This is a genomic window from Micrococcus sp. GPGPB33, from assembly GCF_037853785.1.
GTDB classification, from domain to species: Bacteria; Actinomycetota; Actinomycetes; order Actinomycetales; family Micrococcaceae; genus Micrococcus; species Micrococcus luteus.
The window spans coordinates 1,349,229-1,362,604 of sequence record NZ_JAQMWO010000002.1 but is presented as its reverse complement, the minus strand read 5'-3'; the positions used below and the strand labels follow the sequence as shown (position 1 = coordinate 1,362,604).

Below are 13,376 nucleotides of genomic sequence, written 5' to 3'. Positions count from 1 at the left end.
CCGCTCACTCCCACTCGATGGTGCCCGGCGGCTTGCTGGTCACGTCGAGCACGACGCGGTTGACACCGTCGACCTCGTTGGTGATGCGGTTCGAGATGCGGGACAGGACGTCGTCCGGGATCCGCGCCCAGTCCGCCGTCATGGCGTCCTCGCTGGTGACGGGGCGCAGGACGACCGGGTGGCCGTAGGTGCGGCCGTCACCCTGCACGCCCACGGAGCGCACGTCCGCGAGCAGCACCACCGGGCACTGCCAGATCTGGCGGTCCAGCCCGGCCGCGGTGAGCTCGGCGCGCACGATCGCGTCCGCGCGGCGCAGCAGATCCAGGCGCTCCTGGGTGACCTCGCCGATGATGCGGATGCCCAGACCCGGGCCCGGGAACGGCTGGCGGTGCACGATGCCCTCGGGCAGGCCGAGCTCGGCGCCCACGGCGCGGACCTCGTCCTTGAACAGCTCGCGCAGCGGCTCGCACAGCTCGAACTCGATGTCGTCCGGCAGGCCGCCCACGTTGTGGTGGGACTTGATGTTGGCCGCCCCGTCCCCGCCGCCGGACTCGACGACGTCCGGGTAGAGCGTGCCCTGCACGAGGAAGCGGACCTCGGTGGCGTCCGGGTCGTGCTCGGACTCGAGGACGATGTCCGCCTGCGCCTTCTCGAAGGTGCGGATGAACCGCTCGCCGATGATCTTGCGCTTGGCCTCGGGGTCGGTGACGCCGGCCAGCGCGGACAGGAAGTCCTCGCGCGCGTCCACCATCACGAGGCGGGCGCCGCCGTGGGCCTCGCCGAACGCCTGCTCGATCTCGGCGGACTCGCCCTCGCGCATGAGGCCGTGGTCCACGTAGACGCAGGTGAGGCGGTCGCCGATGGCGCGCTGCACGAGGGCCGCGGCCACGGCGGAGTCCACGCCGCCGGACAGGCCGCAGATGGCCCGCTTGTCCCCGATCTGCTCGCGGATGCGCTCGACCTGCTCCTCGATCACGCCGCTGGCCGTCCAGTCCGCGCCCAGGCCCGCACCCACGTGCAGGAACTGCTCGAGCACCCGCTGACCGTGGGAGGAGTGGCCCACCTCGGGATGCCACTGCACGCCGAAGATGCGGCGCTCGCGGTCCTCGAACGCGGCGACGGGGGCGCCCGCGGTGGAGGCCGTCACGGCGAAGCCCTCGGGCGCCTGCGTCACGGCGTCCCCGTGGGACATCCACACGACCTGCTCGAGGTCCTGGCCCGCGAACAGCACGGAGTCGGCGTCCACCGAGTCCAGGCAGGTGGAGCCGTACTCCCGGGTGCCGGTCTTGGCCACGGTGCCGCCGAGGGCGTGCGCAATCGACTGGAAGCCGTAGCACAGGCCCAGCACGGGCACCCCGGCCTCGAGCAGCGCCGGATCCAGCTGCGGGGCGCCGGGCTCGTACACCGACGACGGCCCGCCCGAGAGGATCAGCGCCGCGGGCTTGCGCTCCAGGATCTGCGCCGCCGGGGTGGAGGCGGGCACGACCTCGGAGTAGACGTTGGCCTCGCGCACACGACGCGCGATGAGCTGTGCGTACTGGGCGCCGAAGTCCAGCACCAGCACCGTGGGCATCACGTCGCTGAGCGGGGCGGGGGTGTCGGGGTGGGGGGCATTCTGCGTCACCCGTCCAGGATAGTCGAGGCGCTCAGTAGCGCCGCGCGGCGTCCGGGAAGCGGTGCAGCTCGTCCCGGACCACGCGGGTCATGCGCTTCTCCACCACGAAGGACAGGAACGGCACGACGCCGCCGCCGGCCATCGCCAGCAGGCGCAGCGGCTCCCAGCGCATCAGGGACCACAGGCGGAACGAGGCGAGCAGGTACACCACGTACATCCAGCCGTGGGCGATGAGGATGAACAGGGACAGGTTCACTCCCCCGGTCACGCTGTCCGTGGGGTGCAGCCCCAGGCCGTTGGCCTCTCCGTCCAGGGTGGTGCCGCCCGCGTAGAGCTCCACGTGCATGCCGTACTTCAGCACCATCTCCGCCACGAGCAGCAGGAGCATGATGCCGGTGATCCACGCGCACACCACGTAGAGGCGGGTGGCGGAGCGGATCTGCTGCTGGGTGCCGGCGAAACGGCGATGCTCCCGGCCTGGCCGCGGGGGCGGCTCGGGCAGGTCGGCCTCCGTGATGTCCTCGGGATCCGGCAGGCTCGCCGGGTCCACCGGCTGGGGGCCGGGGTGCTGGGTGCTCATCGGCTCTGCTCCTCTCGGGGCCCACGGGGGCCCGGGTCGCGGGGGTCGGGGCGCGCGGCCCCGTCGTCGTCGTGGTCCTGGCGTGGGTGCGCCGCGGACTGTGCCGCGACGGCCCGCTCCTTGGCCTCGCGCGCGGCCGCCCGGCGCCGCTCGAGCTCCTCGGCGCGCCACTGCGCGGCCCACTCCTCGTCGAGCCGGCGCTCGTGCTCGTCCCGGACGTGGTCGTCGCGGACGAACCGCCACCACAGGAACAGGGCGAAGCCGGCGAAGAGCATCCACTCCACGGCGTAGAAGACGTTGAGCCAGATGATCTGGGTCTCCTCGGGCTGCGGGGCCACCCACACCGGCTCGAGCCCGCCGGGGCCGGCCGCGCCCGTCTCGGCGCCCGCGGCGTCGACCATCTCGAACGCCGCGACGAACGCCGCGTAGGACGGCTCGTCCCACACGTTCACCAGCTGGGCCGGGGCCAGGCTGCGGTACAGGAGCCGGTCGGCGGTGTCCTCGGCCGCAGCCTCGCGCGGCAGGGGCCCGTCCGGGGGCAGCAGGCGCCCGGTGACGGTGACCTGCCCGGTGGGCGCGGGGTCCACGACGTCGGCGTCGGCCGACCAGCCGCGGACCACCGGGACGACCTCGCCGTCCGGGGCGCCGGCCACCCGCAGGGCCGTGACCGTCCAGTAGCCGTCGCGGCCGTTCAGCAGGCGCGGGCCGACCAGGACGTCCGTGCCGGGCACGAACTCCCCCTCGACCGTGACGACCTGGTCGGCCTGCGAGCCCAGCAGGGCCTCGTAGGGGCGCACGTGCTCCAGGAACGGCACGGCGTTCTCGGTCTGGGTGCGCGGCGGCGGCGCGTTCGTCTCCGCGGACTCGAACTGCCACTTGGACAGCCCCACGAAGACCGCGGCCGCCACGAGGGCCAGCACCAGGGTGGCCAGCCAGACGGGCTTGAGGGCGGTGCGCAGCACGCCGTATCAACTCTTCCGGTCGGGGTGCCGCCAGGCGGCGGCGGGGATCAGACGGTCTGGGTGGGGGTCACGAGGACCTCCACCTTCTGGAAGTCCTTGAGCTCGGTGTAGCCGCAGGTGGCCATGGCGCGCTTCAGGCCGCCCATCAGGTTGGACGTGCCGTCCGCGTGGCGGCCGGGCCCCCACAGGACCTCCTCGAGCGGAGCCACCTGGCCCACGTGGGTGCGGTGCCCGCGCGGCAGCTCCGGGTGGGCGGCCTCGAGGCCCCAGTGCCAGCCGCCGCCGGGGGCGTCGGTGGCGCGGGCCAGGGCGGCGCCCAGGACGACCGCGTCCGCGCCCATGGCGATCGCCTTGACGATCTCCCCCGAGGTGGAGACGCCGCCGTCGGCGATCACGTGCACGTAGCGGCCGCCGGACTCGTCCATGTAGTCGCGGCGCGCCTCGGCGATGTCCGAGATGGCCGTGGCCATCGGCACACGGATGCCCATGGCGCGGCGCGTGGTGGTGGACGCGCCGCCGCCGAAGCCGACGAGCACGCCGGCCGCGCCGGTGCGCATCAGGTGCAGGGCCGGCGTGTAGCCGGCCGCCCCACCCACGATCACGGGCACGTCCAGCTCGTAGATGAACTGCTTCAGGTCCAGCGGCTCCTGGGTGGAGGAGACGTGCTCGGCCGAGACGGTGGTGCCGCGGATGACGAACAGGTCCACGCCCGCCGCCACGACGGTGCGGTAGAACTCCTGCGTGTTCTGCGGGGTCAGCGAGCCCGCGACGACGACGCCGGCCTCGCGGATCTGCGCGAGGCGCTCGGTGATCAGATCGGGGCGGATGGGGGCCGCGTAGGCCTCCTGCAGCTTGCGGGTGGCCTCGGTCCCGGCCGGGCCGGCCTCGAGGGCGGCGATCTCCTCGAGCAGCGGGCGCGGGTCCTCGTGGCGGGTCCACAGGCCCTCGAGGTTGAGGACGCCGAGACCGCCCAGCCGCCCCATCGCGATGGCGGTCTCCGGGCTCATCACGGAGTCCATGGGTGCACCGATCACGGGCATGTCGAACGTGTAGGCGTCGATGCGCCACGTGAGGCTGACGTCCTGGGGATCCCGGGTGCGCCGCGCGGGCACCACGGACACGTCGTCGAGGGAGAAGGCCCGGCGGCCGCGCTTGCCGCGGCCGATCTCAATCTGGTTCGTCACCGGGCCAGCCTAGCCCAGGCGCCACGGGGGCGGCGCCGACCGTGTCGTCGGCGCCGCCCCGTCCGGGGCTCCCCCGGACCCGCCGTGCGGGTCAGCGCGAACGGTAGTTCGGGGCCTCGACGGTCATCATGATGTCGTGCGGGTGGGACTCCTTCAGGCCCGCCGCGGTGATGCGCACGAAGCGGCCGTTCTCCTTGAGATCGGCCACCGTGGACGCGCCCGTGTAGAACATCGTCTGGCGCAGGCCGCCCACGAGCTGGTGGACCACCGAGGCGACCGGGCCCCGGAAGGGCACCTGGCCCTCGATGCCCTCGGGGATCAGCTTGTCCTCGTCCGGCACGTCCGCCTGGAAGTAGCGGTCCTTGGAGAAGGAGCGCGTGCCGTTGCGGGTCTGCATGGCGCCCAGGGAGCCCATGCCACGGTAGGTCTTGAACTGCTTGCCCTGGTAGAACACGAGGTCGCCCGGGGACTCGGCCGTGCCGGCCAGCAGGGAGCCGAGCATCACCGAGTCGGCGCCGGCCACGAGGGCCTTGCCGATGTCACCGGAGTGCTGCAGGCCGCCGTCGGCGATCAGCGGGACGCCCGCGGGGCGCGTGGCCTTGGCCGCCTCGTAGATGGCGGTGATCTGCGGGACGCCGACGCCGGCCACCACACGGGTCGTGCAGATCGAGCCCGGGCCCACGCCCACCTTCACGGCGTCCGCGCCGGCGTCGACGATCGCCTTGGCGCCCGCGTAGGTCGCGGCCTGACCGCCGATGACGTCGACGTGCGCGGCCGCCTTCTCCTTCTTCAGGCGCGCGATCATGTCCAGCACGCCGTGCGTGTGGCCGTTCGCGGTGTCCACCACGAGGGCGTCCACGCCTGCCTCCACGAGCGCCATGGCGCGCTCCCAGCCGTCGCCGAAGAACCCGACGGCGCCGCCGACGAGCAGCCGGCCCTCGTCGTCCTTCGCGGCGTCCGGGTACTGCTCCGCCTTGTCGAAGTCCTTGATGGTGATCAGGCCGGTCAGGCGGCCCGCATCGTCCACGAGCGGCAGCTTCTCCACGCGGTTCTGGGAGAACAGGCGGATGGTCTCGGCGCGCGAGACGCCCTCCTGCGCGGTGACCAGCGGCATGCGGGTCATGGCGGTGTCCACCGTGCGGGTGGCCCACTCCTCGCGCGGGATGAAGCGGGTGTCGCGGTTGGTGATGATGCCCAGCAGCGTCATGTCCTCGGCCACCACCGGCAGGCCCGAGACGCGGTACTGGGCGCACAGCTCGTCCAGGTCCGCGAGCGTGGCGTCGGGGCCGATGGTCACGGGGTCCTTGATCATCCCCGACTCGGAGCGCTTCACGGTGTCCACGTGGCGGACCTGGTCCTCGATGGACAGGTTGCGGTGGATGATGCCCATGCCGCCCTGACGGGCCATGGCGATGGCCAGGGGAGCCTCGGTCACGGTGTCCATCGCCGCGGAGACGATGGGGATGTTCAAGCGGATGTTGCGGGTCAGCCGGGTGCCCGTGTCCGCGTCCGCGGGGATCACGTCGGTGGCGTTGGGCAGCAGCAGGACGTCGTCATAGGTGAGGCCGAAGAAGCCGAAGGGATCCGAGGAGGAGTGGACGGGCTCGGGGCTGGGACCGGTGCTGGTGTTGGTCACGAAGGCGCCTTTCGGGACGGGTGTTTCCGCGATTCTATGCCCGGGGGTCAAACCGGCGACCCGGGTGCGGGCCACGTCACAGGGCCCCCGCGCTGGGCCACGCGGGGGCGAGACGGACGTCACCACGACGTCACATGGCGCAATCCGGTTCGGCGTCGTGATATTGGTCCGCCTAATCTCCCCGGATGAGCACCGCACAGTCCTCCCCCGCACCGGCGCCCCGACGCCGGCTCCCCGCCTGGACGTCGAACTTCGGCTGGCAGATCGCCGCCGCCCTCGTCCTCGGCCTCGTCCTGGGCCTGATCGCCCGCGCCACGGGGCACACCTCCGAGCACCCGACCTGGCTCGGCGAGACGCTGGCCACCGTCGGCAGCATCTACATCAGCCTGCTGAAGGCCACGGTCGTCCCGCTGGTCTTCTTCGCCGTCGTCGCCTCCATCGCCAACCTGGCCCAGGTGACCAACGCGGCCCGCCTGGCCGCCAAGACCCTGCTGTGGTTCGCCATCACGAGCCTGATCGCGGTGCTCATCGGCCTCGCCGTCGGCGTCGCGCTGCAGCCGGGCGTGGGCACCGGCCAGACCGCGCCGGCGTCCTACCAGGCCAAGGACGTCGGCTGGCTCGACTTCCTGACCTCCCTGGTGCCGGCGAACTTCCTCGGCCTGACCGTCAAGACGACGGCGGGCGAGGACGGCGCGCTCGCCTCCTCCCCCACGTTCAACGTGCTGCAGATCCTCGTGATCGCGATCGTCGTGGGCGTGGCCGCGCTCAAGGTCGGCGAGAAGGCCGCCCCGTTCCTCACGTTCTCCCGCTCGGTGCTCGCGATCATCCAGAAGCTGCTGTGGTGGATCATCCGCCTGGCCCCGATCGGCACCATCGGCCTGCTGGGCAACGCCGTGGCCTCGTACGGCTGGTCCACGATGGGCACGCTGGCCAAGTTCGTGGTGGCGATCTACGTGGGCCTGGCCCTCGTGATGCTCGTGGTGTACCCGGTGCTGGCGCGCCTGCACGGGCTCTCCGTCAAGCAGTTCTTCACCGGCGTGTGGCCGGCGTTCCAGCTCGGCTTCGTCTCCCGCTCCTCCCTCGGCACGCTGCCCGTCACCCAGCGGGTGGCCGAGCGCAACTTCGGCGTGCCCACCGGCTACGCCTCCTTCGCCGTCCCGCTGGGCGCCACCACCAAGATGGACGGCTGCGCCGCGATCTACCCGGCCGTGGCCGCCGTGTTCATCGCCCAGTTCTACGGGATCGACATGAGCCTGAGCCAGTACGCCCTCGTGGCACTCGTGTCCGTGCTGGGCTCGGCCGCGACCGCCGGCACCACCGGCGCCACCGTGATGCTCACGCTCACGCTGTCCACCGCCGGGCTGCCCCTCGAGGGCATGGCCCTGCTCCTGGCCGTCGACCCGATCGTGGACATGGGTCGCACCGCCCTCAACGTGTCCGGCCAGGCCCTCATCCCCGCCCTCGTGGCCTCCCAGGAGGGCATCCTCGACCGGGACCGCTACGACGCCCCGCGCGGCGACATCTTCGGCGAGGACGAGGAGGAGATCGTCGAGGCCCGCGCCCACGCGACCGCCGACTCCCGCGCCCAGCTCGTCGGCACCCCGGAGCCGCGCGCCTGAGTCAGCGGCCGGACGGGCCCGCTCCGGCGGGTCCGTCCGCGCCGTCCTCGTCCCCCTCGTCCAGGTACTCGCCCAGCACGTAGTCGTAGTCCACGGGGTTCCCGTCCTCGTCCGTGCGGCGGTACCAGTCGGTGATCTCCGCGGCGGTGGAGTCGAACCCCTCGCCGGCCGCGTACCAGCTGCCCGGCGGGGTGCGCTCCACCGTGAACGCGAAGTCGTCCCCGTACTCCACCAGGCCCCGCACCGTCGCCTTCTCGACGGCGGCCCGCTGGTACCGGTCACGGATCGCGAAGGGGTCGTTGGCCAGTTCGCGCTGGAGCGCGACCGCCATGAGGACGAGCACCACGGTGAACGGCAGCGCCGTGATGGTGATGAGGTTCTGCAGGCCGGTGAGCGCGGTGTCGCCGCCGGTCAGCAGCATCACGACGGCGATGCCCGCCATGCACAGCGCCCAGAACACCGTGATCGTGCGGCGCGGGGCCGGGGCGCCGCGCTGTGAGAGCTGCGAGTTCACGATCGAGGCGGAGTCCGCCGTCGTGATGAAGAAGACCGCCAGCATGACGATCACGACCGGGGCCACCAGCCCGCCGCCGGGCAGCTGGTCCAGGACCACCCAGAAGATCTCCGCCGGCGCGGGCAGCGACGCGGCCGTGCCGTCCGGCGCCACGGAGCCCTGCGTCCGCTGCAGCCAGATGGTGGTGCCGCCGATGATCGTGAACGCGCCGACGATCACCGCGGCCGGGATGAACAGGGCCCCGAGGACGTACTGGCGGATGGTCCGACCCTTCGAGATCTTCGCCATGAACACGCCCACGAACGGGGCCCAGCTGACCCACCACGCCCAGTAGAAGATCGTCCAGCTGGAGAGGAACTCCTGCATGTCCTCCCCCTCGGCCATCGAGGCGCCGAGGGCGTCCGGGGCGGAGGAGACGTAGTCCATCAGGACGCCGGGCACGATGTTCAGCAGGAACGCCGTCGGGCCGACGACGAAGAAGAACAGCGCCAGGCCGAGGGCGAGCAGCATGTTGATGTTGGACAGCCACCGGATGCCGCGGGCCACACCGGACACCGCCGAGAAGATGGTGCCGATCGTGAGCACCACGATGATCCCCAGCGCCACCGTGTTCCCCGGCGCCGACCAGCCCGAGACGATCTCCACGCCCCGGCCGATCTGCAGGGCGCCGATGCCCAGCGAGGCCGCCGTGCCGAACAGTGTGGCGATGATCGCGAGCCCGTCGATCAGGCGCGTCCCGACGGAGTCGCTGCGCTGGGAGTCGCCGAACAGCGGCGCGATGATGGAGCTCATCAGCGGCACCCGGCCCCGGCGGTAGGACACGTAGCCGACCGACAGGCCGACGACCGCGTAGATCGCCCACGCGTTCACGCCCCAGTGCAGCGCGGCCTGGGCCAGCGCGCCCGTCACCGCCTCCTCGCTCGCCGCCTCGTACGCCCCCGGGCGCGGGGCCAGGTAGTAGGTCAGCGGCTCGTACGGGCCGAAGAAGATGATGCCGATGCCGATGCCGGCCGCGAAGAGCATGGCCGACCAGCTCGCCGTGGAGTACTCCGGCTTCTCCCCGTCCAGTCCCAGCGGGATCTCGCCGTACCGGGAGAACGCCAGGGCCAGCAGGAACACCACCATCCCGATGGCCAGCAGGGCGAACAGCCAGCCGGCGTGGAGCATCACCCAGTCGAGGGCCGCGCTCGAGACGGCCAGCACGGCGTCCGGCTGCAGCACGCCCCACACCACGAAGCCGACCACCAGCAGGCCGACGACGGCGAGGATCACCCGGTCCACGCCGTAGCGCACCCGGCGGTCCTCCACGGACACGCCCGGCACGAGGGCCGGGTGGATGCCGTGCGGATAGGAGAACTCGCGGACGAAGCGGCGCAGCCGTGGCCGGGCCGGGGTCCGGGTCGTGTGGGACCCGGTGGGACGGGGCGGCGTGGGTGTGTCCATGGGCACACCATAGAGGGCACCCCGGACGGCCGGCGTCTCCCGCCCGCACGACGACGGCCCCTCACCCGGGCGGGCGAGGGGCCGTCGTCGACAGCCGGCCGCGTCAGGGCCGACGGAGGGGTCAGTGCTGGTGGCCGGCCTCGTCCTCCTCGGCGGGCTTGTCCGCCACGAGGGTCTCGGTGGTCAGCACGAGGGCCGCGATGGAGGCGGCGTTGGCCAGCGCGGAGCGGGTCACCTTGACCGGGTCGATCACGCCGTCGGCGATCAGGTCGCCGTAGACGCCGGTCTTCGCGTTGAAGCCGTGGTTCGGCTCCAGCTCGGCGACCTTGGAGACCACCACGTAGCCGTCCTCGCCCGCGTTCTGGGCGATCCAGCGCAGCGGCTGCTTCAGGGCCTTGCGGACGATGTCCACGCCCACGGCGGCGTCGCCGGTCAGGGCCTGGACGTCGGCGTCGGTGTCGAGCGCGGTCAGCGCGTTGATGAGCGCGGTGCCCCCGCCGGCCACGATGCCCTCCTCGAGGGCGGCGCGGGTCGAGGACACGGCGTCCTCGATGCGGTGCTTGCGCTCCTTGAGCTCCACCTCGGTGGCGGCGCCCACGCGGATCACGCCGATGCCGCCGGAGAGCTTGGCGAGGCGCTCCTGGAGCTTCTCGCGGTCCCAGTCGGAGTCGGTCGCGGCGGACTCGGCCTTGATCTGGGCGACCCGGGCCTCGACGTCCTCGGCCGCACCGCCGCCGTCGACGATGGTGGTCTCGTCCTTGGTGACGGTGATGCGGCGGGCGGAGCCGAGCACGTCCAGGTCGGCCTGCTCGAGCTTCATGCCGAGGTCCGGGGAGACGACCTGGGCGCCGGTGAGGATCGCGATGTCCTGCATCATGGCCTTGCGGCGGTCGCCGAAGCCCGGGGCCTTGACGGCCACGACGTTCAGGGTGCCGCGGATCTTGTTCACCACGAGGGTGGACAGGGCCTCGCCCTCGATGTCCTCGGCGATCACGAACAGCGGCTTGTTGGCCTGCAGGACCTTCTCCAGCAGGGGCAGCAGCTCCTGTACGTTGGAGATCTTGCCCGAGTTGATCAGGACGTAGGCGTCCTCGAGCACGGCCTCCTGACGCTCGGCGTCGGTGACCATGTACGGGGACAGGAAGCCCTTGTCGAACTGCATGCCCTCGGTGACGTCCAGCTCGGTGGAGGTCGTGGAGGACTCCTCGATGGTGATGACGCCGTCGGTGCCGACCGTGTCGAACGCGCGGGCCAGCAGCTCGCCGACCTCGTCGTTCTGGGCCGAGATGGCGGCCACGTGGGCCACCTCCTGGCCCTCGACCGGGCGGGCGTTCTCCTGCAGGCGCCGCTCGACGGCGGCCACGGCCACCTCGATGCCCTTCTTGACCTCGCCCGGCGCGGCGCCGGCGGCGACCTGGCGCATGCCCTCGTTCACGAGCGCCTGGGCCAGCACGGTGGCGGTGGTGGTGCCGTCGCCCGCGATGTCGTTGGTCTTGGTGGCGACCTCCTTGGCGAGCTGGGCGCCCATGTTCTCGTACGGGTCCTCCAGCTCCACCTCACGGGCGATCGTGACGCCGTCGTTGGTGATGGTGGGGGCGCCCCACGCCTTGTCGAGCACCACATTGCGGCCCTTGGGGCCGAGGGTGACCTTGACGGTGTCGGCGAGCTTGTCGATGCCGGCCTGGAGGGCGCGGCGTGCGTCGTCGTTGAAAGCCAGCTGCTTGGCCATGACGGACGCTCCTTTCGTTCAGGGAGTCAGGGGGTGCGGGGACGCGAGGGGCCCGGGGCGCGCGCACCGGTGCGGTGCGCGCCGCTCACCGGGCCCGTCGCGGCGGGGTCACTTGGTGACGACGGCCAGCACGTCGCGGGCGGAGAGCACCAGGTACTCCTCGCCGCCGACCTTGACCTCGGTGCCGCCGTACTTGGAGTACAGCACCACGTCACCCTCGGCGACGTCGACCGGCACGCGGTTGCCGTTCTCGGCGACCCGGCCCGGGCCCACGGCCACGACCTGGCCCTCCTGCGGCTTCTCCTTGGCGGTGTCCGGGATCACGAGGCCCGACGCGGTGGTCTGCTCGGCCTCCAGGGGGCGGACAACGATGCGATCCTCAAGGGGCTTGATGGAGACAGACATGCTGCACACTCCTTCTTCGTCGACGTGCGGCTCCGGCGGGCTCGCCGGACCGCTGATGCTGTGGTCTGCGGGTGCGCCACGGGCGTCAGACCCTCCGTCGTCGCGGTGCCGGACGGTCCACCTCGGGCATTGGCACCCGGTACCCCCGAGTGCCAGTGCCCACTCTACTCCGGGTTCTGGCACTCCTTCAACATGAGTGCCAGCCGTGTCCCCGCCGTCCGCCGTGGGCGGAGGGCGCGGGGCGCGGTGCGGTGGGATGCCGTGGGGCGGCGGGCGGGGCGGGTTCCGAGCCCAAGAGCACGCGGAGTGGTCACGACTGCGGCCCGCAACCTGTCCCTCCCCCCACTCCCCACCCTCCCCCCCTCGCCACCCTCCGTGGGCAGAAACCGCACCCCCGCCCGTCGCGTGGGCAGCATCCGCAGGTTTTCGGTCTCCGTGGGCAGAAGCGCCCTCTCTTCTGCCCACGGATGTTGCGTGGGCGGAACTCCTCGCAGTTCTGCCCACCGAGCCATGACGACGTCGTCCCGGCGGGACAACCGGCCGCCGCCGAGTCCTGCACAGCCGGCCCACCCCGCGCCGGTGTGCACAGACACGCGGCCCGCCCGGCCGTCGTCAGGCCGACCGCGTCAAGGTCGACCCATGTCCTTCGCCCCCGATCTCCCCCTCGTCCCCGTCTTCACCACCCGCGACGTGCTCGAACGCGGTCTGCCGCCCAGCCGGGTGCGGCGGTCCGACGTCCTCCGCCTCGCCCGCGGCATCCACCGTCGCCGTGACATGCCGCTGCGCACCTGGGAGTCTGCCGGGCTCCCGCCGCCGCACCACGGGGTCGGCCTCGACCTGCTGACCGCCCTCCTGCGGTCCCGTCCCGACGCCGTTCTCTCCCACGAGACGGCGGCGCACCTCCACGGCCTCCCGCTTCCCCCGGGCGGGGCCACGCGACGCGCCGCCGTCGAGATCACGTTGCACCGCGGCACCGCACGGGCGCGGATCCCCGGCGTCATGGAGCACCGCAGACCCCTGCCCGCCGGCCACGTCACCTCCGTGCTCGGGCTACGGGTGACGACGCCGGAACGGACCTGGCTCGATCTGTGCTCGATCGGCCACCCCTGGGACGAGGCATCCCTCGTGTCGGCGGGTGACCACCTGGTCCGTCACCCCTGGTCCCCGCGCGGCCGGCGGCCTCCCATCACCACGGTCACCGCGCTGCACGAGGCGATGCGGCCGCTCGGGCGGTTCGTCGGAAGACCGCGGGCGACGGCGGCGCTCGAGCGCGTACGGGTGGGTGCCGACTCGCCGCAGGAGACCCGGCTGAGGCTGGCGCTCGTCGAGGCGGGGCTGGGCGAGCCGACGCTGCAGCACGTGTTCGACCCCGGGCGGCGGGACGCCCCCGAGGCCGATCTGTGGTTCGAGGACTGCCGGCTCGTCCTCCAGTACGACGGCGAGGTGCACCGGAGTGCCGAGCAACACGCCCGGGACGCCCGGCGAGACCAGTACTACGCGGAGCGTGGGCAGATGACCCTGCACGTCACGAGCCGGGACGTCGGCGAGGGATACGCGCGGGTGATCGAGGCCGTCCTCAGACGACGGGCACAGGTCTCGAACGGCTGGGATGCCTGACGTCGTCGTCGCGTATGGCCCTGCCGTCCATGCGCAGGGGTTCCGTGGGCAGAAGCGAGGGTGCTTCTGCCC

At 72.3% G+C, this 13,376-nt stretch carries 10 protein-coding genes; 2 read left to right on the top strand and 8 right to left on the bottom strand.

Annotated elements, in window-relative coordinates; translation table 11 throughout:
- Positions 1-4: 4 nt before the first annotated feature.
- From guaA to guaB, 5 genes are all read right to left on the bottom strand, one after another.
- Entirely contained in the window at positions 5-1,624 is a 1,620-nt protein-coding gene (guaA, locus tag POD19_RS06555; RefSeq protein WP_165381386.1) for a glutamine-hydrolyzing GMP synthase, read from the bottom strand.
- Between the two features lie 22 nt (positions 1,625-1,646).
- A complete protein-coding gene (locus POD19_RS06550) occupies positions 1,647-2,195 on the bottom strand; it encodes a DUF3817 domain-containing protein (RefSeq protein ID WP_036340922.1) in 549 nt (182 codons plus the stop codon).
- Positions 2,192-3,157, bottom strand: coding sequence for an SURF1 family protein (locus POD19_RS06545; RefSeq protein WP_070709487.1), 966 nt, complete (start codon positions 3,155-3,157; stop codon positions 2,192-2,194). Before POD19_RS06545 ends, POD19_RS06550 begins: the two co-directional genes overlap by 4 nt.
- Before the next feature lie 47 nt (positions 3,158-3,204).
- Positions 3,205-4,341: a GuaB3 family IMP dehydrogenase-related protein gene (locus POD19_RS06540; protein WP_002857600.1), complete on the bottom strand. Its 1,137-nt coding sequence runs from the start codon at positions 4,339-4,341 to the stop codon at positions 3,205-3,207.
- 91 nt (positions 4,342-4,432) lie between these two features.
- On the bottom strand, positions 4,433-5,977 hold the full coding sequence (gene guaB, locus POD19_RS06535) for an IMP dehydrogenase (RefSeq protein ID WP_070709887.1): 1,545 nt from the start codon (positions 5,975-5,977) through the stop codon (positions 4,433-4,435).
- Positions 5,978-6,162: 185 nt separating this feature from the next.
- On the opposite strand from guaB, the gene POD19_RS06530 reads away from it, so the two are divergent.
- Complete coding sequence (locus tag POD19_RS06530) at positions 6,163-7,596, top strand: dicarboxylate/amino acid:cation symporter (protein WP_070709889.1); 1,434 nt, start codon at positions 6,163-6,165, stop codon at positions 7,594-7,596.
- 1 nt (position 7,597) lies between these two features.
- Here the strand turns inward: POD19_RS06530 and POD19_RS06525 are convergent, their stop codons facing one another.
- From POD19_RS06525 to groES, 3 genes are all read right to left on the bottom strand, one after another.
- The gene (locus tag POD19_RS06525) at positions 7,598-9,553 is read right to left on the bottom strand and encodes a BCCT family transporter (protein ID WP_340309385.1); all 1,956 of its coding nucleotides are present in this window, start codon (positions 9,551-9,553) and stop codon (positions 7,598-7,600) included.
- Positions 9,554-9,674: 121 nt separating this feature from the next.
- On the bottom strand, positions 9,675-11,282 hold the full coding sequence (groL, locus tag POD19_RS06520) for a chaperonin GroEL (protein ID WP_101965835.1): 1,608 nt from the start codon (positions 11,280-11,282) through the stop codon (positions 9,675-9,677).
- 108 nt (positions 11,283-11,390) lie between these two features.
- Positions 11,391-11,687 (bottom strand): co-chaperone GroES, encoded by a 297-nt coding sequence (gene groES / locus POD19_RS06515; RefSeq protein ID WP_002857590.1) that lies wholly within the window; start codon positions 11,685-11,687, stop codon positions 11,391-11,393.
- A gap of 639 nt (positions 11,688-12,326) precedes the next feature.
- Here groES and POD19_RS06510 point away from each other — a divergent pair.
- Positions 12,327-13,304, top strand: a complete 978-nt coding sequence (locus POD19_RS06510; RefSeq protein WP_036315903.1) for a hypothetical protein — start codon at positions 12,327-12,329, stop codon at positions 13,302-13,304.
- Positions 13,305-13,376 lie beyond the last annotated feature (72 nt).